This is a genomic window from Motilimonas sp. E26 (genome assembly GCF_021278025.1).
Taxonomy (GTDB): domain Bacteria; phylum Pseudomonadota; class Gammaproteobacteria; order Enterobacterales; family CBDFNC01; genus Motilimonas.
The window spans coordinates 232700-256480 of record NZ_JAIBHJ010000001.1; the positions used below are offsets into that span (position 1 = coordinate 232700).

Genomic DNA, 23781 nt, shown 5'->3' on the forward strand with positions numbered 1-23781 from the left:
ACAATCGTTTATCTAAACGATTGTTATCAATTTCACGAATATTATCCCCTTCCTTTAAACAGCCTTCCTGCTTACCTACTCTGCTTATAATTGTTGCTAGGATCTCGGTAACGGCTCAACAAGTGAGCTCCACCTACAACCACTTAATGCTGTTGACATTTTTGTAGACGATGACGGTGAGCCGTGATAGTTTTTGATGACAACGTTATTCAACGAATTTCTCTCGACATTAACAACTCAGTCCACGTATTCAAAGTATGGCAATAAATAAACTGGCCCTAAGGATTCAGTAATGATGCACAATACTAATGACCAGCCCTTAAACCCATTGAAGGCTCAGCCTAAACGCGCGGATGATTTTCCATACTATGCAGGTAATCCTGTGGCATTTAATGGCTTCCAGTGGCTGCTAATCATCCTTAGTCTCGCTCTTGCCTCTTATTGTCTTATGATGCCTTGGCAATGGGCTCAAAATGGCATTGGCGTCTTTGTTTCCGCGTTTTTATTTGCCGGTATCCCTCTATTCGCCTTGGTGATGCTCAATGGACAACCTTGGCGTGCACTTTTTCGCCCCCTGAGATGGCGTGATGGTGCATGGATGATTGGCACGGCTATTGTCAATCTAATCGTTACCATTCTTATCGGCATGCTTTTAAGCCACCTTACTTCCGTCAGTAGCAACCCCGCGATGGAGCAGATACAAAATCAATCAACGCAACAACTCGAAGTGTTTTTTCTGCGTACCATTATTCAACTTTTTGGTGAAGAGTTAATATCTATTGTGCCGTTTCTGGGCTTGATGACGTTATTTAGCTACTGGGGGCTTAAGCGTTCACAATCTTTGGCATTAGCAATATTAGGCACGGCCGTATGGTTTGCTGTGTTACACCTCCCAACCTATGAATGGCGCATATTTCAATGCCTATTGGTGATTGGCAGTGCTCGGATCATTTTGTTGATCCCCTACTTAGTCACTAAGAACATTTTAGTTTGTGCAGGCGCCCATATTATTAATGATTGGCTACTGTTTACGATTTTTCTCATTGGTACAAAATACGCCGCTGTAGGCTAGCAAGGAGAACACCGTGAAGCCAAGTTTTAGGAAAATGGTTAGTCATTTGTTTCGATACCTCACTCCTATTCGTAAATTTAAATACAAGTTTGATAAAGCCGCGAAAAGTGAATGTTTTTCGTCGTCATTTATTCACAGGGATTTCTCCCCTCAACACAATGGAAGCCGCTTATGAACCGCGAAACCAGCTATATCATCCCGTTACTTTTTAGCGCTCTTTGCCTAGGACCACTTGGCAGCGTACACGCTAGCCCTAACCAAGCTACTGTCGAAAAATCGCAAACAAAAATGCACCCCAGCTGGGACAGTGACCACGACGGCATTAATGACTGCGAGAATGACGGTAGTTGTGATCACACCATTGACTATTCTCAACCAAGAGACAATGCCAACAGTGCACATTCTTCAATAGCAGTACAACCAACCTTCGATTGCCAGCAAGAAAAGCTCAGTAGTGCCGAAAAACTAATATGCAGTGACAGCACACTTGCCCAATATGACCAAGCAATGGCGACAACGTTTAAGGCTGCACTAGCCAAAATAGATACCACGGCCGATAGGAAACGTTTTCAAGCAACACAGCGCGGGTGGATAAAAGGCCGTAACGAGTGCTGGAAAGAACCCGACCTTAAACAATGCATTGAGTACAACTATAAGCACCGCCAAGCCGAGATTGAAGCCCAATATAACCTAGTAGGCAGTAGCGTTCCTGTTCATTACACCTGTGAAGAGGGTTCGTCCAACGATTTTGTGGTGACTTATTTTGCAACCACACCGCCCACCGCTAAGGTAGAGCACGGTGAGACCACTCAGTTGCTATTTCGCCGAGAAACGCCCACAGGCCTTGTTTATGATGCTGGTGATTACAAACTGAAGGAACACAACGGCAACGCCAATATTCAGTGGGGCTACAATACCGAAAGTTTAAATTGTGCGGTTAAGCAGTAAAGTACATTAAACACCCAAAGCGGCATTGTCATCTCAATGAGAGCCCATATCTAAAGTCTCAGCTTTACAATCAAATTGCATCAAGGCTGCTCTCTTTTAGCAGGGCAGCCGCCGTTCACGGGTGTTCAGCGTTGAGTTAAAATTTCGACGTTGCTTGAATATCGACTCAATTCACAAGAATGAATTTGCCCTCTTTATTCGCGGCGCAGCCTACGCCTATGACATCAAGCGAGAGTGTCGTAATAGCGAGATAATCAGCTTTGAGTTTAATTGACTTCAATCCAACAGGGCATGAAGTCAATTTCAAGACCCTCGGCGTGTATCCCGTCAATGTATTTTGTTATATATTACCTCGATAAAATGGACGCATAAGTATTAAAAGATGAATATTTATGCAAAATATAAGTCCAAAAATTTACCTGTATGTGAATATGAAGGTGAAGGGAAGTGAAAGAATTGAATATAAAAGAAAAAAATCAAACACTTAGAAAAGAGGGCATGGAATGCTAGCAAAACGTATTATACCCTGCCTAGACGTTAAAGACGGCAAAGTAGTTAAAGGGGTTAAGTTTCGTAACCATGAAATTGTTGGCGACATTGTACCTTTAGCTAAGCGCTATGCTGAAGAAGGCGCAGATGAACTCGTGTTTTATGATATTACGGCCAGCTCTGACGCGCGCGTGGTAGATAAATCTTGGGTAAGTCGCGTTGCTGAAGTGATCGATATTCCGTTTTGTGTCGCTGGCGGTATTAAAACCGAAGACGATGCTAAGCGCGTACTTGAGTTTGGTGCCGATAAAGTATCGATTAACTCCCCTGCTCTTGCCGACCCAAGCTTAATAAATCGTTTAGCTGAAAAATTTGGCGTGCAATGTATCGTTGTCGGCATCGACTCTTACTATTGCGATGAAACCAAAACCTATCAAGTAAAGCAGTTCACCGGTGATGAGTCGCGCACCGTGACCACACGTTGGAACACCTTTGATTGGGTTAAAGAAGTGCAAAGCCGCGGCGCGGGTGAAATTGTATTAAACGTGATGAACCAAGACGGCGTGCGCTGTGGTTACGATTTAGAGCAATTATCTCGCGTACGTGAAATTTGTCAGGTGCCATTAATCGCCTCTGGCGGCGCAGGAGAAATGGTCCACTTTGCGGATGTATTCAACAAAGCTGATGTCGATGGCGCACTCGCTGCCAGTGTATTCCATAAAGCCATCATTAATATCGGCGAACTTAAAGCCTACCTAATATCTCAAGGTGTTGACATAAGATTATGATAAACGAAGAAAAATTAAATGCCCTAGATTGGGAAAAAGTAGATGGCTTAATGCCAGTAATAGTACAAGATGCGGTTTCAGCACAAGTGCTCATGCTAGGCTATGTCAACCAAGAAGCCCTAAGCGTCACTATCGAATCCGGTAATGTAACCTTCTTTAGCCGCACTAAATCGCGCCTTTGGTGTAAAGGTGAAACCTCTGGTCACTTTTTAAAAGTGGTGGAAATCACCCCTGATTGTGACAACGATACCCTATTGATCACAGCTAACCCGATTGGCCCAACTTGTCATTTAGGTAACGTGAGCTGTTTTGAAAATGAACAGCAGCCTGCCATGACCTTTATTGCCCACTTAGAGCAATTTTTGGCCGAGCGTAAAGCCGCTGATCCAAGCGAAAGCTACACAGCAGCGCTTTTTGCTAAAGGCACTAAACGCATCAGCCAAAAAGTCGGTGAAGAAGGCGTCGAAGTCGCCCTAGCTGCCATGGCCAAAGATCGCGAAGAGCTGATTTGTGAAAGCGCTGACTTGCTATACCACCTAACGGTATTACTGCAAAACGAAGGTGTAGCGTTAGAAGAAGTGGTTAACCAACTTAAATCACGCCACGGTAAAAAAGCTGTGCGTTTTTAATAATTTGAAATAAAACCTGCTATTTTTAAAAAACCGCCGTCGGCGGTTTTTTTTAAAACATATTTTAGCATTACCGTCCTTATCTACCATTGAAAAGTAGGCCATCTGCCAAAGGTTGGTTTACGCTATTACCTCTCGAGGTAAAGTCACTGCTACATCCTGCTCAATAAGTGGTTATTAAACTATGGCTCAGGATGTGAGTTATCGAAAAAAGGGGGGATATCCTGTTATATGTAAAACAATAAGTGATTTCATACTCCATTTTGATACAATAGAAACCAGTAAAATCCAACTAAGACAGTGAGATAGCTATAGTGGAAAGCGAGAAACAAGCCTTTAGCGGGCTAGACCCAAACGAGATGTTCGAGTCGATAGATTTAAACAGCTTTGATGAAGCCTTCAGTGATTTCTCGAACTCCCTAAATTCTTTCTATCACCGCTATAGCTCAGATACCCCCCCCAGACAAATGCGCCACTTTGATAGTTTCGATGCCGAGTCGCTAGATGAAAGCGACCGCCTTTTTGTCGAAAAAGCACTAGCTTCAGCCAACTTTAATGAACACTCATTAAGAGATGAGTGGTAGTAACTGGACACCCACCTAAATAATTAGGCCAGAAGCAGGCAGGATATCAAGTAGTGCAATAAAGTGGTGGCTGTCCCGTTATCCCCCTGTCCCGTTATCCCCCTCCGTTATCCCCCCTTATCCCTTATCCCGACAGAGGTTAAATAAGCACAAACAGATAGTTCGCGTGCGTAGCGATTACAGTTTCCATCTAGGGTGGTAGGCCATGCCATTAATAATTCAGGTATTATCTGATCCACATCTGTCAAAATGCTATCTATACTTACGCCATATGCTATTTGTAAAAAGTGGTGTTATGCCCTTACTACGCTTTGGTCTCTTGTATTTATTCTTAATTAGCAGTGCTGCTTCAGCTTGCGACTTAACCATGGGATACCGAACGACCAGCCGCCTTCCTAATATACAGGCTGCGCCCAATAACAATGGTTTATATCTAGATTTGTACAGTGAGGCAGCCAAACGGATTAATTGCACATTAAAAGTTGTTCGAGCCCCTAAAAATAGAATTATTCGCGGAATAAAAATGGGCAACATTGATTTCTATCCTGGCTACACCTTTGAAGAACAACGTACTGAGTACGCATATTTTATTCCAAATGGATTGCCCGCTAAGCCGATTGGCCTCAGCCGGATTGAAATGCCTGAAGTACACAGCTATGAAGATTTACAGGGTAAGACTTTATTGGTCGCATTAGGGGGAGTGATGGCTGATGCCAAGAAGTATGGTATCAGCTTAAGAACGCCCGCTGAGTTGAGCTTTCCTAAAGCCATTCAATTCATTCTTGACAAAAATGCAGATTTTTTCAAAGACGAAGTTGGCCTAGCTTACTATGTCAAAGATCATCCTAGAAAAAACGAACTAAGACTACATACAGATTGCTGTGGCCCTTTAACAGAGTTTACCCTAGGCTTCTCAAAAACATCACCATATTACAAGGAGATAAAAAACCCTGCTTACAATGAGAATGAAGCGCTATCCCCTCATAACTTTCCTGTGACGCTACATCCCCACTCCATTGCTTATCAATTTCAACAAGCTCTACAGCAACTACAAGCAGAAGATTTCACCGGCAAGTTATACAAACAATACTATGGTATTCATCCTTCTACACTCGGCATGCGACTTGATAATAGAAAATAAGCTGCGTTTATCCGCTTGAGTAAGCTAGGAAATAAGCTGGGGAAATAAGCTGGGACATCCACCTAAATTAATAGGCAATTTTATACCAAGCCACCACAACAATTGCCAAATCTTGTTTGCTGATTTGCGAAAAGCATGGTTCGTTTATAACTGGAAATTGAACTGAAATGCTAAATTCTGAGCAGATTGATAAAATCAGGCATGACTGCAGCAGCTCATGGAAGCTGGCTAGATAATTTTTTTATGCGGCAGGTTAGAATTATCCAGGCCCACTCAGTTGGTTACATGCTGCTTGCCCACGAGTCCAGCAGTGGCCTGTTCGAATGCTATAGCTAGTGAGGCGTTCCCAACTGCCTGCGGCACTGCCAAAGCTTCGGCTAAAGTGACTGACTAGTTGAAGCCAGCTATCTTGTTCAATTCCAAGCTCATGCAATAACCTTGGCTCGTCAACAGGAATGTAGCCGCGCTTGTCATCGCGAATCGCGCGTCCTGTCCAGTCAACCAGTTGCAGGTATTCTTCAAAGTAGAAAGGTATTTCATGGGGCTTGCGTGTATCAAATTGCCGTTCAAAGGGTAGCAATTCGGATTTCACTATCCCGCCATTCTGTTGCGCTTGATATTGTTGTATACGCTCGTAAATCGAGGTGTATTCTTGCTCGTCAACACGCTGGCACATATCGGCGCGGATGGGGTTTAAATCAACGTAAGTCATGCAAGTAAGCAGGGCTTTTTCATCGAGCAAAGCTTGGCTTTTAAAGCGCCCCTCCCAAAAATGCCCTTTGCAGCTGTCTTCTTGATTGGCCTTGCGCGCAATATCTTCATTTAAACAACGCATAAACCAGCTAATGTCTTTAAGCCGATTGCGCCATTTTTCAATTAGCTCAACCACGACCGCTTGCTCTGCACGACTTTGCTCTTTTCCGCTTAACCAATCAACCACCAACATGGGCATGGCAAACAGCTGCTGCCAACGAGCAGCAACTTCACTATCTGATAGGTCATTGTTTTCGTACAAATTAATATGCAATATCAGATGGTAATGATTGCTCATAATCGCGTAAGCACAGATATCTACGGTGAAAATACTGGCCAGTTGCTTAAGCTTCTCAAGCACCCAAGGCTTGCGGTGCTCGTAACTTTGTTTGGTGTAGTGATCGATACCGCATAGAAAAGCGCGACGTACGCAGCGACTGGTAACATGATAGTATGGCGTTGATTCAGGGCAGATCAACTTCCCGCGAGGTAAAGTCATGGCCACATCCTGCTCAATTAGTGGTCTGTTAACTATGGCTCAGGATATGAAGTAGTGCAAAAAGTGGTGGCGGTCCCGTTATCCCCAGTTAGCGCAAAAAGAGGTGGATGTCCTGCTATTCTCCGTTATTCCCGTGGTAAACTTACGGGCACCACGATTTTTGGATGCTTCCCATGGAATTTGTACAAAGACTAATAACACTGCGTAAAGAGCGTGGTTTGACTCAACAATCGCTAGCTAATGCTATTGATTTACACGTGAATCAGATTAAGAGGTACGAGGCAGGTACAGCACAACCTACCCTGGACACACTGGTCAGACTGGCTAAAAAACTCAGCCAATTCGATGAATCCGAGATCATGGTGGCTAAAGAGCTGTTAGAGGGTTTGATTCTTAAGCACAACGCCAAGCGAGCTTTTGCTAATCAGATTCAGGAGGCGAAGTAGTGACCTCTTCCAAGCAGCTAAATAAAATCAGTAAATTTCTCAGCTTTGTATTACGCCATAAACCGGAAGCTATTGGTCTTACACTTGATGATAATGGCTGGGTCAATATTGACAACCTAATCAACAAAAGCAATAAATCTGGCGAAGTAAGCAGTATAAACAGAGAGCTTATTCAAGAAGTTGTTGATACCAGCGATAAGAAACGATTTATTTTTTCCGACGATGGGCAGAATATACGCGCTAACCAAGGGCATTCTATACAAGTGGACTTGCAACTAAAGCCAGTAACTCCACCTGAGTTTCTATACCACGGCACAGCGACTCGTTTTCTAGAAAGCATTGTGGAAGAAGGATTAAAACCACAAGAGCGTCAGCATGTTCATTTATCAACGAACATTGAAACAGCTACCGCTGTCGGGCAACGCTATGGGAAACCAGTTATTCTAACGATTAAAGCCCTACTCATGCATAAACAGGGCCTTGTGTTTTATCGGTCTGAGAATGGGGTTTGGCTTACTGATAACGTGCCAGTACCTTTTTTACAAACTCCTTGAATTGTTTTCTACTTTCAAACATTCACAAAAAGTGGTGGCTGTCCCGTTATCCGGTCCCGTTATCCGCTGCTGCCAACGCGCTGCAACTTCACTATCAGATAGATTGCGGTTTTCAAGCAAATTAATGTGCAATATCAAATGGTAATGATTGCTCATAATGGCGTAAGCACAGATATCTATGGTAAAAATGCTGGCGAGTTGTTTGATTTTATCCAACACCCAAGGCTTGCGATGCTCGTAACTCTGCTGAGTATAGTGGTCAATACCACATAAAAAAGGCACGGCGCGCACAGCGGCTGGTGAGATGGTAATACGGAGTTGATTCAGGGCAGATCAACTGCCCGCGAGGTAAAGTCATGGCCACATCCTGCTCCATAAGTGGTTTTTAAACTATGGCTCAGGATGTGAGTTAGCGCAAAAAGAGGTGGATGTCCTATTATTTCTGTAATGATTGCTCATAATGGCGTAAGCACAGATATCTATTGTAAAAATGCTCGCCAGTTGCATTAGCTTATCCAACACCCAAGGCTTGCGGTGCTCGTAACTTTTCTGGGTGTAGTGATCGATAGGCACGGCGCACACAGCGACTGGTGACATGGTAGTACGGCGTAGATTCAGGGCAGATCAACTGCCCGCGAGGCAAAGTCATGGCCACATCCTGCTCCATAAGTGGTTTTTAAACTATGGCTCAGAATGTGAGTTAGCGCAAAAAGAGGTGGATGTCCTGCTATTCTCCGGATGTGAGTTAGCGCAAAAAGAGGTGGATGTCCCGTTATTTAGTTACCGGTCCATTAATGAACCAGCGGCAAATCTTTACAGCAGATCTAGCCTTTTGCGCTGGCTTTTTGCGCCATCAAATAGCTTGGTTATTTAGATGGCTGTCCGGTATTTCCGTATTTTTTTCGGTTTCCGATGCTAAGCTTTCTTTATCGTTTGATAGAGCTGTGTTATTACCAAATACCTCTCCATATAATTCCCAAAAGAGTATGACCCTGTTTCAAATCGCTCTTGATTGTTAGCAACAAATTTAATAGTTGGGAGCAACTCTTCCATAATTGGTTCAATATCTTGAGGCTTTTTTTCCAACTTCCGTTCTATGGTTTTAAGAAACCTAGCCGTTGAACTGTACGCCTCACCATCTTCAAACTTACAATCTTCTATGTAGCCCTTAAATGCTAGCATGTAGTAGCGAAATGGAACCTCAGGCATAAATGATAAGTCATTAATCGAGGTAAACGGATCTATTCGAAAAAGAGCCTTTGCTTCATCAATACTGATTCCATTAAAGTGCTCAAAGGCATCTTTCATATCATAGTCGTTCTCGTAATCACCCCAGTCTTTTACATTCGGTATGTTCAATATTTAGTGCCTCTGTTAACTACAACTTGGATTCTGCTGACATTTAACATCATATTCAAACATTACATCTCTGATTTCTCCTCCCAAGTCATCGATTATGTCCTGATGACGCCCTGGGCTCCACATTTCATCGTACTGGGACTGTAAATTTTGACAATTTCGTTTCCAGTCTATTTTTGCTTTGAGATCGGTACAGTAATCCCCCGTTTTTGGCGGAAGAGCATGACGAGAGCACTGGTATTTATACCAGTCGTGCTCCATCTGAGACCACTTTTCTTCTGCTTCAGTTCTTTCACCCCTCAACTTTGGCCACTCATCACGCTCTTCACTCTCCTCTTCTCCCTCAGCCCTATATATGGCCTCTAAAAGCTGGGACACCCACCTAAATATTCCAACTGCATTGCCAGCTTCAAACACCAAGCCACCACAACAATTGCCAAATCTTGTGTGCTGGTTTGCGACAAGCAAGTCTACTGTCAGTTCGTTATTAACTGAAAATTGGAATGAGATGCTAATGCTGAGCGGATTGATAAAAATCAAACATGACTGCACCAGCTCATAGAAACTGGCTAGATAGTATGGTTATGCGGCGGGTGGCGTTTTTTCAAAATAGTTGTACCACTGCACTGTCATTGCCGAACAACCTTATTATTCCACCAACAACACCTCTTGCTGGTTCACCTGCCAAAGCTCATGTTTGGCCATTACTTTACTGAACATTTTGCTTTGTAAATACAAGTTTAGCCACTGGCGTAGTTTCGGATACGGAGACTGCAAATACCATTGGCGCTCTACCCGCGCAAATTGGCGAATAAACGGTAATATGGCAAGGTCGGCAAGGCTTTCACGCTCACTCATTAAATAGCGATGCTGCGATAAACGCACCTCTAACTGTGCGATGTAGCTTTCACAACCGCTACGACACTTGTCTAAGGTTGGCTCATGATAACGCTTGGCCGCTCGGTATTGCTCAAGACACGGCTTAAATTCACTGTCAAACTGATAAATTAAAGTGCGCATTTCATCTAAGTGCGCGGCGTCACCACTCATTAATAAATCTGCTGGGTCTTGTTCGCTTAGCGCCCACAACATCACTTCCAGGCTTTCTTCTATCACCATGCCATCACGGGTAACTAATACCGGCACCGTGCCCTTAGGCGAAGCAGCTAACATTTCAGCAGGTTTATCCTTTAATACAATATCACGCAGCAGTACCGGCAATTGTGCTTGATATATGGCCATTCTGGCGCGCATGGCAAAGGGGCAATTGCGCAGTGAGTAGATCACGGGCAATGGTTTGTTTTTATTAGTCATATTTTCATTTTCCATGGCTATTAACATCGCCTTTACATGAAGACAACAAGGATAAATGCCCCGCAAAGATATTCATTGGCACCAGATACGGGTAACATTCGCCCTTTAATGTTAACCGAGACCTTGTGAAGTGATGAAGCCAAAGATTGAATTATTAGCCCCCGGCGGTGATATTGACGCCATTAAAGCCGCAATTATTGCGGGTGCTGACGCCGTTTATTGCGGCTTAGACAGTTTTAATGCGCGTAATCGCGCGGCCAATATTTCGTTCGATGAACTCGTTGGCGCCATCAGACTTGCCCATCAATATGATTGCCAGATCTTCTTAACTCTCAACATCGTGATTTTAGAGCACGAATTTAAAAGCTTGGTTAAATTGCTCAACCGCTTAGTGAATACGACCCTTGACGGCGTGATAGTGCAAGACATCGGCTTATTGTATGTACTTCGTGAATACTTCCCGACGCTGGATATTCACGCATCTACCCAGCTGACCACCCATAATGCCGGGCAAATTCCCTTTCTGAAACAGCTTGGCGCCAGCCGCGTTAACTTATCACGCGAGCTAAACTTACGTGAAATCACCGCACTGGCTAAAGTCGGCCAGCAGCACGATACCCTACTAGAAGTGTTTGTCCATGGCTCGCTGTGTATCGCGTTTTCTGGCCTGTGTTATTCCACCTCGGCCAGTGCCGGTAACTCGGGTAACCGCGGGCGTTGTAGCCAAGCCTGTCGCGAGGAATATGAAACCACCGAGTCAGGCAACAACTTCCCACTCAACATCAAAGACAACTCGGCATTTTTTGATTTACCCGCGTTGATCAATGCTGGCGTGTATTCGTTTAAAGTGGAAGGACGCATTAAAGGGGCTAACTACGTTCACACGGTGATCGACAGCTTTCGTAAACAAATTGATGGTTATATTGAAACGGGCGAGCTCACCCAAGATGGCGAACGGCTATATAAAGTATTTAATCGTGATTTTACCAATGCCTTTTTACGGGGTGATTTAAATCAGTCAATGTTTATTGATAACCCACGGGATCATTCAAAACAGCATGCGGTGGAAAAATTCAAAGCCAGCCAAGGCGACGCCATTTCAGTGGTGCAGATTTTTGATGCCAAGCAGCAACTCCATGCCGACAAACAACAAATAAATGCCAGCGTTGATGAAAAAATCGCCCACTTGAGCATCGATAAAATCAAGCTCACCCTGCAGTTTGCCAGCGAACAAGGCCAGCCGTTAACCTTAACCGTGACCACAGCGCAAAATGACCATTTAATCAATGCCGACAATGCAACTAAAACCACTGTATTGACTTCACAAAGCCCTATGCAGCCCAGTGAAAAGTTAAGCGTCGATCAAGAAGCAATCGAAAAGCGTTTTAAAAACATTGCCAACGCAAACTATGAATTAGTGGCTCTTGATACGGCTGCGTTAACCGACGGCTTAAGCATTCCATATCGCGAGGTTACCCAGCTTAAGAACGACCTGTTGGCTTACTTAAATGAAGGCATTGCAACAGTACCCGAAGTAACCCTGCCGAAACTTGAGCATCACCCTAAGCCCAGCGGGCAAGCGCCGTCACTTTCGATGCTGATTTGCGACCCAGCCGATGCCGCGCTGGCAAATGTGACCGATGGCGATATTTACTTTAAGCTGCCCGATGCGTACAAGCGTGGCTGCACTAAATATGTCGATTTCTTACTAGAGAATCCAAGGCTGATCCCGTGGTTTCCCGCGGTGTTAATTGGCAAAGACTTTGACGTAGCGTTGAATATTTTAGAACAAATTAAGCCGCCGTTAATTGTCACCAACAACACCGGCATTGCTTATCACGCCCAGCGCCTTGGCATTAATTGGATCGCAGGGCCGCTGCTCAATACCACCAACTCGTATGTATTGTTGTCACTGCAACAAAATTTCGATTGTCGCGGCGCGTTTATTTCTAACGAAATCAGCAAGCAGCAAATTCGTCACATTGCAAGACCGAAGAATTTCAAAATGCTCTACAGTATTTATCACCCGATTTTGCTAATGGCGAGCCGTCAGTGCTTTTTCCAGCAAAGTGTGGGCTGTGAAAAGCCGCGCATTGATAATGGCTGTATGCTGTCATGTGATAAATCCACCAGCATTAAAAACCTGAAAGGGGATTCATTTGCTATCGATAAGCAAAAAGCGGGATACCCAAGTATTTATAACCAAGATCAGTTTTTAAATACCGAGATTATTGATGATCTTAGTGATTTGTTTGATGGCTTTATGATTGATCTAACGGATATTGGTGCAGGTGATAGGCAGTCGCCGGACAAAATTACATTGATCAAACAATTTGAAGCCTTGCTTAGTGGTCAATCTGAGGCCAGTCAGGTTTTAGCGAGCCTAGTGCCTGAGTCGACTTACCAGCAATATCAAAACGGCTTGTAAATGAACCATGAATAAGAAGTGCGTCACGCACTTCTTGTTCAAGTTTTTAATACAGCCCTAATGCAATGCCGCTCTAAACGCGAGCTTGCTGCAAATTTCACCTTCAGCAACCAGTATTTGCTCTAAGCGTTCGTCCACTTCAGCCTTATCAAAATATTCATACGCCAGTTCAATAAATAAGTTTTTGTGCTTTTCTTCTGATTTGGCAATGGTGACATAAAAATCTTTTTCTTTACCCTCAGGTAAGGCTTGAGCCACTAAGTCAAAACGTTCGTGACCGCGCGCCTCTATTACCCCCGCCACAATCAAACGATCCATGAAAAATTCATTACTGCCGTTACGAAATAACGATCTCACTTGTTTGATGTAGGGGTCTTTTTCGTCTTTGGCTAAGTTCACGCCGCGCGCTTGTAATAACTTAACCACTTGCTTGAAATGGATCATTTCTTCAATCGCCAAATCCGCCATGGCGCGTACTAATGTTTGGCGGTCGGGATAATGAGATAACATCGCCATCGCCATGCCTGCAGCCTTTTTTTCCGCCCCAGCGTGATCTTGTAAAAACGCGTCAAAATCAGCTAACACGGCTTCGGTCCATGCAAAGGGGGTATGGTATTTTAATTCAAACATAATGTTGGCTCTGCAAAATGGGGGGATTCTACCTGCTAGTAGTGCAACGTTTCAACCTTCCCTCCTTGGGTTGATTCAACTTTCAACGGGTGCTTTATTTGCTTCCATGCCGTTACTTTGCCCGCCATATTGATACGCTCAAATCCATCGTTAACATCAAGGGCTCTCGGCGGCGCTAAAAAATCATATAAAGATCGGTAACTTTGCGGCTCGGCAACATTAATAATCAGTAAAGCTTCGGCTCGATTACTAAAGTGGGCTTTCACTTGCGCGAGATGACGCGCATAGCAAAGAGCCAAAAAGTTATCGTCATGGATGTTTTCTAAGGTCAACGGTGAAAATACCCTTTTATAACAGCGTTTTAAAATAGGGTTAAACCCGCCATCTTCACGCATTAAATTAGTAAACATGCGTAATAATAATTGTCGTATTGAAGGGATCCAATCTTTTAGCTCCCGTGTTAAATAAACAAATTTAGCATCAGGATAAAGTATATCTAGCTCTGCATAATCGGCAAATATCGGCGTGTCGGCTAACACTTGGGCATGCTCAAAGGCGCTGCGAGTATAAGCTGTGTGAGCAGTTGTAAATCCCATTTTTAATGTTGCCAAACAAACACTGGTTGTCGCGGTGCGCGGTAACCCAATTATGAAAACCTTTTTCGATTTAAGCATTTTTCCTTCCAGTAAAACCCTGTAACATAACGCCAAAATATTGCATCCGGTATAATAACAATTATGCATATTGGTTATATAAATTGCATAATGGATAATACTCGCCATCCCCAGTTTTAGTATTTAAAGAAGAATTGAGATCAACGGATGATTACGTTCAATAAATTATATCGTCAGCTTACCTTATTATTCGTCATCTGTTGCTTTTCAAAATTAAGTTATGGTCATGAAGTTACCCATTCAACAGTTGAGCTTAGTGCCCAAGAGCAAGCTTTTATTCAAAGCAACCCTACTATCACCTTAGCAAGTGGTGACTCGTTTGAACCTTTCACCATATTGAATGCCGATGGCAGTGTAAGTGGTTTTGACGCCGATTTGCTTGAACTCATTAGCGAGCGAACGGGATTAAAAATCAATCTTGCATTAGGCAACTGGGAAGAGATGCAAATACGCGCAAAACGCCGAGAGTTTGACGGCATTAGTACCGCAAGCCCAGGCGATGAGCGCAAAACCTATTTGAACTTCTCTCAACCTTATACCAAGTTATATTCAGTTGTGCTGGTGCAAAAACATAATCCTCTTAATATCCGCAATATTGATGACCTCGACAATAAACGCATTGCTCTGCAAAAAGGTAACCTCACCTTTGAACGTATGGCAAAGGAAACTGGCATGAAGATGACCCCTGTTTATGTTGATAGTATTCATGACATGATTAAAGCGGTCGTCTCTGGTCAAGCTGATTTCACTGTGTTAGATGAGTCATATGCATATGTGGCACAACTAGTTGGTTTAGAAAAATTAATAGAGCTTGGCTTTGTGCTTGGCAAGAAGCCCTTTGAACTCGCCTTCGGCCTACGCAATGATAAACCTGAGCTAGTCAGCATTATCAATAAAGGCTTAGCCAGTGTTACCGCTAATGAAATGCTAGTGCTGCGTAATCGCTGGTTAGGCGGATTTGGCAGCGACCGCTACGGCGATATAAATACCATCCCATTTAGCCCCAAAGAAGCACAATTTTTAAAACAGCAACAACGCATTACTGTCTGTGTCACACCAAATACAATGCCCTTCGAATCAATGGATAAAGGCAAACATGGCGGAATGAGTAAAGACTATTTAGCCATACTTACTCATCGTCTAGGCTTGAAAACAAACATCTACTCTACCCGCTCTTGGCAAGAAACTATCCAGGGTTTAACCAAGGGTCAATGTGATATAGCAGCCCTTGCGATGCAACCTAGTCGTAATCACCATGCTATTGACTACACAGCTCCCATTATAACCAGTCCAATCAATATCATCACACAACAAGAAAATCAGAGCATCGACGACATTAATTCTTTAGCAAATAAAAAAGTCGCCATGGTTCACGGTACCCAGTTGGTTGAGTTCATCCGTAAGCATTACCCTTACATACAAGTTATTGGTACAGACAATTCGCAGCAAGCTTTGGAATCCGTCAATACAAAGCAGGCGGACGCTTACATTGGCTCTGCCGTTATTGCCCGACATATAATGCTTACTCAACCAAATTTCAATTTAAAGGAGGTGGATGTCATTCCATATGAAATGAAACTGAGTGTGGCAGTTCGAGCTGGTTTACCCGAACTGACAAGCCTATTTCAAAAAGCCATTAATTTAATGGATAAAAAAGAAAACCAACAAATTTATAATAAATGGGTCACGACTCAATACGAGATAAAAAACCATTACCAAGGCGTCATAAAAATAAGTTTAGGCTTATTAAGTATCATTATTGCCGTGCTGCTGTGGAATTATTCTTTACGCAAAGAAAAGCATAAAACTGCCCTTGCTCTAGAGCAGGTAAACCAAATGAACCAATTACTGGCGAAAAAAAATGATGAGCTTGCCTTGCTCGCCAATACCGATGAGCTTACCGGTCTCTGGAATAGGAAAAAAATTAATGAAACCTTAAGTCATGAATTTTCATTGGCGCAACGTAATCAATATGATTTTGGGGTGATCTTAATTGACATAGATTTATTTAAAAGTATCAATGACAGCCATGGCCATCAAATTGGTGATGAGATCCTTATCGAGTTTGCCAAACAATTACGCTACCTTGCTCGCGGGTCTGATTTAGTGGCTCGCTGGGGCGGTGAAGAATTTTTAATTATCTGTCCCCTCACGATAGAGTCTGAATTGTTGCAAATAGCAGAGCGCCTGCGCAAGAAAATCTCGATACTGAAGTTTGAACACATTGAATCGTTAACCGTTAGCATGGGCGTAGCAGGTTACCGTAATGAAAAAAGTTACCAAGCACTGCTAAAGCGAGCGGACCATGCCCTATATCAGGCCAAGCATGAAGGCCGAAATCGTGTCGTACTCGCTTAACTATGTTAGATAAACACTCATACAGTGAAATACAACAGATCATCATATAGCCTCAGTTTTGCTGAAGACTATCAGGGGAAAATAAACATATTTTACCTATCCAGTGCGCGCGTTACCTAATCCCTGAGTGATTTGGTTTTGATTACTCGTCAGGTAGTCAATATCCTCTAGATATGCCAAATGATGGCCTGCTGCGATATGCTGTTGAAAGTCGAGATTGCCTTGCTCGGCTTGCACTTGCATAAAGTTCACTAACACTGTCAAACGCTCAATCATATTATCGACCAGCGTTATACGCTGCTGATGCGCTAAGCCATAAGCCTGGCAAAATAATCGCGCTCGGCTGATTTGTTCATTAAGCGTTCCTATTGCATCATCAGGGTGGGTTTTAAAAGGCGCCCAACAATAGATGGCATAAGCTAAGTCCCAGATTCTCGGCCCGGGGTGAGCGGTGTCAAAATCGAATAAACCGACCACTTGCTCACCTTCGAAAGCCACATTGTAAGGAGCATAATCACCATGACAAATCACTTCAACAGGCTCTCGCACCGGCAACATCCAGCCTGTGTGACTTTCTTTTACTGGCCAATTTGCACTGCAATCATGAAGTTGGCGTAAAAACTTGGCTGCACTGCGCAAGGTATCACAAGAAGCAAACGGCCCAGCTAGGTGCCCATCACATATCTCTCCAGCCACTAAAGTCAAAATCTCACGACCATCAGGTGTCATGCCTAAACATTCAGGTACGCCAGTAAATTGTTGCTCAGCTAAATAGGCTAAAAACTGATGGACCGCAGGTGTCCAGCTGCCCGTTTCCCGGTACACACGGCTGTGTTGTAAGATAACTTTGTTGTTACCGCCGTGTTTATTGGGTAATTGTTCATCCGTTGGTTTTAATGGTGTCATACGGCCTGTGATTGCTGCTTGTTGAATTGTTGTTTGGTGATGCGATAGAGACAATGTGGCGCTAATGGATGCTCAGGTGCTAATTTTGGGTGCAAAAAATTTTGCTCTATATTAATCATTCCCAATTTAGTCATTACCCGCTGTGAGGGTAAATTTGTTAAGGTTGTAAAAGCATAAATAGCGGGTTGGTCAAGCTGTTCAAACGCAAATGCTAACGCGGCTTGCGCACCTTCTGGCGCATACCCTTTACCCCAGTGTTGCTTTGCTAAGCGCCAACCCACTTCAATAAAGGGCGTATTGGGAATGGCATCCTCTTGACAATGTAAGCCAATAAAACCAATGAATTCGCCCGTTTCTTTTAATTCAACAGCCCAAAACCCCCAACCGTTATCGGCAATGAGTCCTTTCGCTTTATCCGCCAAGGCGTCACTGTCAGCACGTGTTAGGATATTGGGAAAATAGCGCATTACATTTTCATCAGCACTCATTTGCGCAAAAGGCGCATAATCTTCATCTTGCCACTGCCTTAATATCAGCCTCTGGGTGCCTAGACTTGTTATCATATTATTTCTTACCTATTGAACCCTATGAATAATATCTAATAAATTCAAACAATTGACAAGACAGTATTGAGAATAAAAAAGGTGAAGCACAGCTTCACCTTTTTCGTTGTTAATTTGAACTAATTTGCTCAAATATTATTGCGTCACTTCACAGCCCAGCGGACTGTTTGAGTTAAGATAAACAATATCGCCCGTTGGTGCATAATCAGAAGCAACCACTGAGCCTTTGTTTTTGAAGTAAGAATAAAGTACTTCAGCATCTACATAACCACTTTGTACTGGATTTAATGTTGGGTAGCCATCGCCACCCGCTGCGTTGTAACTTGGTACACTAAAACTATAAGTATCAGCAGCACTGAATGCTTTACCATTAATCTCACTAATATCGACCGTCTTTGCCGTACAGTCTACAGCCATTTTCACGCCTACAACTTGCGCATAGGCACCCGAGCCACGCTGTAAAGACATTACCGTACCGAGGTAATCGCTAATTTCAGCCCCCGTCATGCTACTGTAAGTGACGGTGTTGCCAAACGGTTGCACGGTAAGTACATCACGGTAGGTAACATTACCTTCAGCAATTGAAGCACGAACACCACCTGAGTTCATCACACCAAAATCAGCATTCACTTTTTCGGCCTGAGCTTTAGCAATTAAGCGGCCTAAATTAGTTTGTTGGTAACGTACGTTCGCACGCTCTCCGTCCAACAATGCATCTGTTGTTGCAATTACCTCACTTAGTTTACCTTGGCCTTTATCTTGGTATGCCTGCAGCGTCTGCTTTAGCTCGGCATCAGGCACAATTTCTTCACCAATATAAACTTTGATTTTATCGCCATTTTCATCGCGCTGATCTTCACCGTTAGCATCAGTCAGGGTTTTCTTAAGGTTAACTGGGATCAGTTCATAACTTGCAAGCTTTAACTTACCAGCAATGTATTCAAAGTCAGCACGGCCCACATACTTACCCCATTCGTGGGCTTGCATGATATAAGCGCCTTTTTGTTGATCAGGGGCGCAAGCACCGCCAGGTTTATAATCCGCGTAGTCATCTGAGCCAGGCTCCATGCAAACAGGGTTTTGCGAGTGACCACCAATAATACCGTTTAATAAACCTTCATCTAACGAGCGCGCCAACGCCACATCACCTGGCGCATTACTGCCATACTGAGCATTTGCGTAGTGACCCATGTGCGTTGCTGCAAAGATAAGATCTGCTGCCTTGGCCGCTTTAATTTCAGCAATCACTTTTGCTATTTCTGTTTGTGGATCAGTAAAAGTTAATTCACTGATAAATTCAGGGTTACCAATTTTAGCAGTATCTTTCGTGGTCAGGCCAATCACCGCCACTTTTAATCCGTTCACTGCAAATACTTGGTATGGTTCAAAATAGCGTGTACCGTCGGCTTTATAAATATTAGCCGCTAACATAGGAAAGTTAGCTAATGCGCGCTGTGTGTCTAAGACACTTAATGGATTGTCAAACTCGTGGTTACCTACCGCCATGGCATCATAACCAATCGCATTCATACCGACAAAATCTGGTTCCGCGTCTTGTAAATCTGACTCAGGTACACCTGTATTGATGTCACCACCCGAGAGTAATAGTGCTTTACTGCCGTTGGCTTCAATTTCGCTGCGTAAACGATCAACCAGCGCCTTTCTTGCGGCCATACCGTATTCACCGTCAGAGTTATGCCAAAAACGTCCATGATTATCATTGGTATGAAGAATAGTAAATTTGGTACACGGCACACCATCACACGTATTGGGTGCGACCACTACCGGCACTTCTGCCTCAGGTGTTTTTACTGCTGTCTTATCATCACTACTGTTACAACCAGTTAACGCAAGCATTAATGCACTGGCAACAAGCCCATGTTTAAAATTAAACGACATACTTTTTTAGTCCTTTATATAGTAAAAATAATTACTCTCCCAACAATAAACACCTGCTTATATAACGCTAAACTAGCAGCGTTGTGCAGTTTGTTTCACCGAGGTTGAAGTAAAATCACAGTTACTATGCCGCCTGAATATGAACTTTTTTAGACACTCGTTCACAATTATTTAAAATAAACAGGGGGAATTTTTTAATATTAACCAGTACTGTTGATTGGTGATATTTTTGTAATTTAAAGGGGTATTTTAAGCTGCGATGGGGAAAATAGATTGGTAAAAAAATATAGAATAAATCAATGGGTAAAAACCCATTGATTTATTTAAAGAGTTAAGCCTTTTGCCAAATAACTTCTACGCCATCAGTTCCTGCTATAGCCGTTTCTAATAAAACCAAAAGCGCATGGTCTGCGCCTTCGTCTTTAAATAGTTCTAATTGCGCAGGACTGATCCAATAATCTTGATCGGCACTGTCCTCTTCTTCTAATTGATCAATTAAAAATTGTAGTTGTGACTCTGTCAGTTCGCCTAGTAACACATTCGTTTCTTTATTTAATAGTTTGATCATAATACTTCCTTAAATCGTTATTGTTTGTGGGCTAATCCAGCCAAGTTAGCAATATTGGTGTCAAAGCCATCAATACTTTGCTGATTCTTCTTCAACCAGTACGCCTCGATACCTTGTTCTCCTTGTTTCTCAGACCAGTCGGCTAACGCCGTTCGCTGTTGCTTAAAATCAAACAAAGGTACCGACATGCCGCAAGATGATTGCACTAAATCGATATCTAACAAATACAATTGGCGCGCAGCAATACTGGCGGGGAACAATGATATATAAGACTGCCATAATGGGTCATTTCGATGTAGCACCTGAGCCTGACCATAAAGGCGTAAAATAATTGGTGCGCCTGCAAAAGCACAAAACATGATTGTCATTCTTGGGTTAATTTGCACATGAGCCGACGTTTCATTACCACTGCCAGTCAGGTTAAGCCAAATAACTTGATTTTTATTCACCACCCGAAATGAGTCAGCGCCTTTTGGTGAAACATTAACCCGACCTTGCTCGGCAGCGGTGCCGACAAAAAACATCTGCTGTTGGGCAATAAAGTCACTATGTTTGTCTTGTAGCTCAGTAAACTGCTGTCCCATAAACACTCCCAATCTACCATTGTTTGCCACCAATACGTTGGCAACAGCTCAGTTGTCATATTTATATCAAAATAATTCAACAAGCTAAACAAGTTTAAACTTGAAGTACAGCATATTACGCTTTCATTTACTGGCCTTAACTGCAAGAATTCATCTGCGTAAGGATTACAGAAATGATGAGAATATAATGTTTAAACACATGGCAATACTTAGCCTTTTCGCGTTACTAACTGGCTGTTCAAGTTTTTCAAATACCCATTTTGCAGATCTCTATGGCCCAGCATTGGTGCGCGATCGTATGGTCAACCAACAAAGTAGCGACGCAATATTTTATCACCAAACAGTGCGACCAATTTTGGATCAGCGCTGCGTGGTTTGCCATGGTTGCTACGATGCGCCCTGCCAGTTAAAGCTCACCTCGCCGGAAGCCATTGAACGAGGCAGCTCTAAAGATAAAGTATTTAGTGGCACGCGTTTATTTGCCGCTACGCCGACACGCTTGTATGAGGACGCTGCCACCACCGAGCAATGGCGTAAAAAAGGCTTTTCTCCGGTATTAAATGAAAGGGAACAAACCGAGCAAGCCAATGTGGCCGCCAGTTTGATTTATCAGGCTCTGCTACTAAAACAAAAACACCCTTTAGTTGATACTCGCGCTCATGCTGACGCGTTTGATTTTTCATTAGATCGCAACCAACAGTGCAGCACCATCGAAACCTACCAAGACTTTGCTAGCAATAACCCACTGGCAGGAATGCCTTATGGTTTACCAGCCATTGCTGTCGATGAACAGCACCAACTAACAACTTGGATTAAAAATGGCGCCAAAATGGCTGCAAAACCGCCCTTAGCCAACCCTATACTACAAGAGATAGATCTATGGGAGCGCTGGCTTAACCGCCCTTCCCTTAAATCACAACTTGTTGCACGTTATATATTTGAACACCTTTATCTTTCTCACCTCTACTTTTCAGCATTAGCCAATACCGCAAATAGTCCTGAATTTTTTACTCTAGTGCGCTCAAAAACACCACCCGGTCAGCCAATTGAACGGATTATTACTCTACGGCCTTATGATGACCCCAAGGTCGAGCGGGTCTATTACCGTTTTCAACGCGAGCGCGAGACCATATTAGCTAAAACCCATATGCCTTACGCTCTTAATGAACAGCGTATGGATCAGCTAAATCAATTGTTTTATCGCGTCGACTATCAAGTCACGGCTCTTCCAAGTTATGAACCAAGTGTTGCTGCCAACCCATTTATAGCTTTTGAAGCTCTACCAGTAGCAGCGCGTTATCGCTTTATGCTCTTGGAAGCACAGAACACCATAATGGCATTTATTAAAGGCCCTGTTTGCCGAGGTCAAATGGCGTTAAATGTCATCAACGACCATTTTTGGGTGTTTTTCTCTGAAGGGAGCTGGGAAAACAGCGAAGGGTTAGCCCAGTTTTTAGCGCAACAAAAAGACCATTTGCGGATCCCTGCTGAGTCGGCCAGTAATTCAACGGTGCTCAGTAGCTGGTTCACCTATTCAAAAGCGCAAAAACGCTACCTTAAAGCGAAACAAGGTGCTCTTGCACAAGCCTTTGAGAATGGCGAAAAACTCGATTTAGATTTGGTTTGGGACGGAGAAGAAACAAACACTAACGCTGCCCTAACTGTATTCAGACATTTTGACAATGCATCTGTTGTGAAAGGCTTAGTCGGGCAAGCGCCAAAAACAGCTTGGTTAATCGACTACCCGATACTGGAGCGTATTCATTATTTACTTGTCGCTGGGTTTGATGTCTACGGTAATGTTGGTCATCAACTGAATACTCGCCTTTATATGGATTTCTTACGCATGGAAAGCGAGTTCAACTTTCTCGCTTTATTGCCACCGGACTCACGTATATCAGAGCGCGATCACTGGTACCGCAATACCAGTGATAATATTCAAAAATACCTTAAGGCCGAGCAAAGTCAGTTTCATTACCCAAGTGATGTTACCTACCAAACTAACCAGCATAAACTTGAGTTGTTTAGCATGCTAAAAGCAAAGCTCGGCCCTGTGTTAAAAAATAACTACGACTTACAGCAAGTGGATGTTAGCGCCAGTGAATGGGCAAACCTTGCCACACTATTTGAACTGCCAAGCACTGCTGTCAATCAGTTAGCCGAGGTATCGGTGTTATTGGTACAAGATGGCAAGCAACAGCGACTCTATACCCTGATTAAAAATGCAGCTTACAGCAACATGTCCAGCTTGCTTAGAGATAGCAATAATCGCTTACCTGGCGAAGATAACCTGACGGTTGTTCGAGGGCTTATAGGTGACTACCCAAATGTGTTTTTGCATATTCAAGCAAGCCAAATCCCACAGTTTGTCAGGACATTACAAGAAATAAAGTCAGACCAAGATTACAGCCAACTGCTTGACCAATACGGCGTGCGGCGCTCCAGCCCAGTATTTTGGGCTATAAGTGATCGGGTATTAAATCAAGTAATGAAAGAGCAACCCATTTCAGGCGGACTTCTCGATTATAATCGCTTAGAAAATCGTTAATTTTTTTTGCAAACCCATTGTGGGATTTGACTAATCTATAAGTTAAC

23 protein-coding genes and 1 pseudogene are annotated in these 23781 nt (G+C 43.3%); 11 read left to right on the forward strand and 13 right to left on the reverse strand.

Translation table 11 applies throughout. The features are described from left to right. Positions 1 to 292: 292 nt before the first annotated feature. The 6 genes from K1M91_RS00920 to K1M91_RS00945 all read left to right on the forward strand — a co-directional run bounded on the left by K1M91_RS00920 (position 293) and on the right by K1M91_RS00945 (position 5651). Positions 293 to 1072 carry a CPBP family intramembrane glutamic endopeptidase gene (locus K1M91_RS00920; RefSeq protein ID WP_232799677.1) on the forward strand — a complete coding sequence of 260 codons (780 nt, stop codon included), beginning with the start codon at positions 293 to 295 and terminating at the stop codon, positions 1070 to 1072. 171 nt (positions 1073 to 1243) lie between these two features. Then, complete coding sequence (locus K1M91_RS00925; RefSeq protein ID WP_232799678.1) at positions 1244 to 2020, forward strand: MliC family protein; 777 nt, start codon at positions 1244 to 1246, stop codon at positions 2018 to 2020. Positions 2021 to 2523: 503 nt separating this feature from the next. Continuing rightward, on the forward strand, positions 2524 to 3297 hold the full coding sequence (hisF, locus tag K1M91_RS00930) for an imidazole glycerol phosphate synthase subunit HisF (protein ID WP_232799679.1): 774 nt from the start codon (positions 2524 to 2526) through the stop codon (positions 3295 to 3297). Then, the gene (gene hisIE / locus K1M91_RS00935) at positions 3294 to 3926 is read left to right on the forward strand and encodes a bifunctional phosphoribosyl-AMP cyclohydrolase/phosphoribosyl-ATP diphosphatase HisIE (RefSeq protein ID WP_232799680.1); all 633 of its coding nucleotides are present in this window, start codon (positions 3294 to 3296) and stop codon (positions 3924 to 3926) included. The genes hisF and hisIE overlap by 4 nt, the downstream gene beginning before the upstream one ends. A 314-nt stretch (positions 3927 to 4240) precedes the next feature. Then, a complete protein-coding gene (locus tag K1M91_RS00940) occupies positions 4241 to 4510 on the forward strand; it encodes a hypothetical protein (RefSeq protein ID WP_232799681.1) in 270 nt (89 codons plus the stop codon). A gap of 205 nt (positions 4511 to 4715) precedes the next feature. Then, positions 4716 to 5651 (forward strand): transporter substrate-binding domain-containing protein, encoded by a 936-nt coding sequence (locus tag K1M91_RS00945; RefSeq protein ID WP_232799682.1) that lies wholly within the window; start codon positions 4716 to 4718, stop codon positions 5649 to 5651. 259 nt (positions 5652 to 5910) lie between these two features. On the opposite strand, the gene K1M91_RS00950 is transcribed toward K1M91_RS00945, so the two are convergent. Continuing rightward, positions 5911 to 6903 (reverse strand): transposase, encoded by a 993-nt coding sequence (locus tag K1M91_RS00950; protein WP_232799683.1) that lies wholly within the window; start codon positions 6901 to 6903, stop codon positions 5911 to 5913. Between the two features lie 173 nt (positions 6904 to 7076). Here K1M91_RS00950 and K1M91_RS00955 point away from each other — a divergent pair, with 173 nt between their 5' ends. After that, on the forward strand, positions 7077 to 7349 hold the full coding sequence (locus K1M91_RS00955) for a helix-turn-helix transcriptional regulator (RefSeq protein ID WP_232799684.1): 273 nt from the start codon (positions 7077 to 7079) through the stop codon (positions 7347 to 7349). Further along, complete coding sequence (locus K1M91_RS00960; RefSeq protein WP_232799685.1) at positions 7349 to 7903, forward strand: RNA 2'-phosphotransferase; 555 nt, start codon at positions 7349 to 7351, stop codon at positions 7901 to 7903. Before K1M91_RS00955 ends, K1M91_RS00960 begins: the two co-directional genes overlap by 1 nt. Here K1M91_RS00960 and K1M91_RS00965 read toward each other — a convergent pair. From K1M91_RS00965 to K1M91_RS00985, 5 genes and pseudogenes are all read right to left on the reverse strand, one after another. Then, positions 7889 to 8185, reverse strand: a complete 297-nt coding sequence (locus K1M91_RS00965) for a hypothetical protein (protein ID WP_232799686.1) — start codon at positions 8183 to 8185, stop codon at positions 7889 to 7891. The genes K1M91_RS00960 and K1M91_RS00965 overlap by 15 nt on opposite strands. Before the next feature lie 165 nt (positions 8186 to 8350). Beyond that, a pseudogene (locus K1M91_RS00970) lies at positions 8351 to 8552 on the reverse strand (transposase); the annotation flags it as partial. Between the two features lie 266 nt (positions 8553 to 8818). Continuing rightward, positions 8819 to 9262 (reverse strand): hypothetical protein, encoded by a 444-nt coding sequence (locus K1M91_RS00975; RefSeq protein WP_232799687.1) that lies wholly within the window; start codon positions 9260 to 9262, stop codon positions 8819 to 8821. A gap of 15 nt (positions 9263 to 9277) precedes the next feature. Continuing rightward, a complete protein-coding gene (locus K1M91_RS00980) occupies positions 9278 to 9679 on the reverse strand; it encodes a hypothetical protein (RefSeq protein WP_232799688.1) in 402 nt (133 codons plus the stop codon). Positions 9680 to 9910: 231 nt separating this feature from the next. Beyond that, complete coding sequence (locus K1M91_RS00985; RefSeq protein WP_232799689.1) at positions 9911 to 10576, reverse strand: glutathione S-transferase; 666 nt, start codon at positions 10574 to 10576, stop codon at positions 9911 to 9913. 133 nt (positions 10577 to 10709) lie between these two features. Between K1M91_RS00985 and K1M91_RS00990 the strand changes: the two genes are divergently transcribed. Beyond that, complete coding sequence (locus tag K1M91_RS00990) at positions 10710 to 13004, forward strand: DUF3656 domain-containing protein (protein WP_232799690.1); 2295 nt, start codon at positions 10710 to 10712, stop codon at positions 13002 to 13004. A 57-nt stretch (positions 13005 to 13061) separates the two neighbouring features. On the opposite strand, the gene K1M91_RS00995 is transcribed toward K1M91_RS00990, so the two are convergent. Both K1M91_RS00995 and K1M91_RS01000 read right to left on the reverse strand, forming a co-directional pair. Then, positions 13062 to 13634: a tRNA-(ms[2]io[6]A)-hydroxylase gene (locus K1M91_RS00995; RefSeq protein WP_232799691.1), complete on the reverse strand. Its 573-nt coding sequence runs from the start codon at positions 13632 to 13634 to the stop codon at positions 13062 to 13064. A gap of 35 nt (positions 13635 to 13669) precedes the next feature. Beyond that, positions 13670 to 14308, reverse strand: coding sequence for a sulfotransferase (locus K1M91_RS01000; RefSeq protein ID WP_232799692.1), 639 nt, complete (start codon positions 14306 to 14308; stop codon positions 13670 to 13672). A 147-nt stretch (positions 14309 to 14455) separates the two neighbouring features. On the opposite strand from K1M91_RS01000, the gene K1M91_RS01005 reads away from it, so the two are divergent. Further along, positions 14456 to 16666 carry a transporter substrate-binding domain-containing protein gene (locus tag K1M91_RS01005; protein WP_232799693.1) on the forward strand — a complete coding sequence of 737 codons (2211 nt, stop codon included), beginning with the start codon at positions 14456 to 14458 and terminating at the stop codon, positions 16664 to 16666. A 96-nt stretch (positions 16667 to 16762) separates the two neighbouring features. Here the strand turns inward: K1M91_RS01005 and K1M91_RS01010 are convergent, their stop codons facing one another. The 5 genes from K1M91_RS01010 to K1M91_RS01030 form a co-directional block, all read right to left on the reverse strand. Next, positions 16763 to 17572, reverse strand: coding sequence for an aminoglycoside phosphotransferase family protein (locus tag K1M91_RS01010; protein ID WP_232799694.1), 810 nt, complete (start codon positions 17570 to 17572; stop codon positions 16763 to 16765). Beyond that, positions 17569 to 18135 (reverse strand): GNAT family N-acetyltransferase, encoded by a 567-nt coding sequence (locus K1M91_RS01015; RefSeq protein ID WP_232799695.1) that lies wholly within the window; start codon positions 18133 to 18135, stop codon positions 17569 to 17571. Before K1M91_RS01015 ends, K1M91_RS01010 begins: the two co-directional genes overlap by 4 nt. A 135-nt stretch (positions 18136 to 18270) precedes the next feature. After that, positions 18271 to 20034, reverse strand: a complete 1764-nt coding sequence (gene ushA / locus K1M91_RS01020) for a bifunctional UDP-sugar hydrolase/5'-nucleotidase UshA (RefSeq protein ID WP_232799696.1) — start codon at positions 20032 to 20034, stop codon at positions 18271 to 18273. 331 nt (positions 20035 to 20365) lie between these two features. Next, positions 20366 to 20602: a hypothetical protein gene (locus K1M91_RS01025; RefSeq protein WP_232799697.1), complete on the reverse strand. Its 237-nt coding sequence runs from the start codon at positions 20600 to 20602 to the stop codon at positions 20366 to 20368. Between the two features lie 17 nt (positions 20603 to 20619). Continuing rightward, positions 20620 to 21186, reverse strand: a complete 567-nt coding sequence (locus tag K1M91_RS01030; RefSeq protein ID WP_232799698.1) for a pyridoxamine 5'-phosphate oxidase family protein — start codon at positions 21184 to 21186, stop codon at positions 20620 to 20622. 187 nt (positions 21187 to 21373) lie between these two features. On the opposite strand from K1M91_RS01030, the gene K1M91_RS01035 reads away from it, so the two are divergent. Further along, positions 21374 to 23734, forward strand: a complete 2361-nt coding sequence (locus K1M91_RS01035) for a fatty acid cis/trans isomerase (protein WP_232799699.1) — start codon at positions 21374 to 21376, stop codon at positions 23732 to 23734. Positions 23735 to 23781 lie beyond the last annotated feature (47 nt).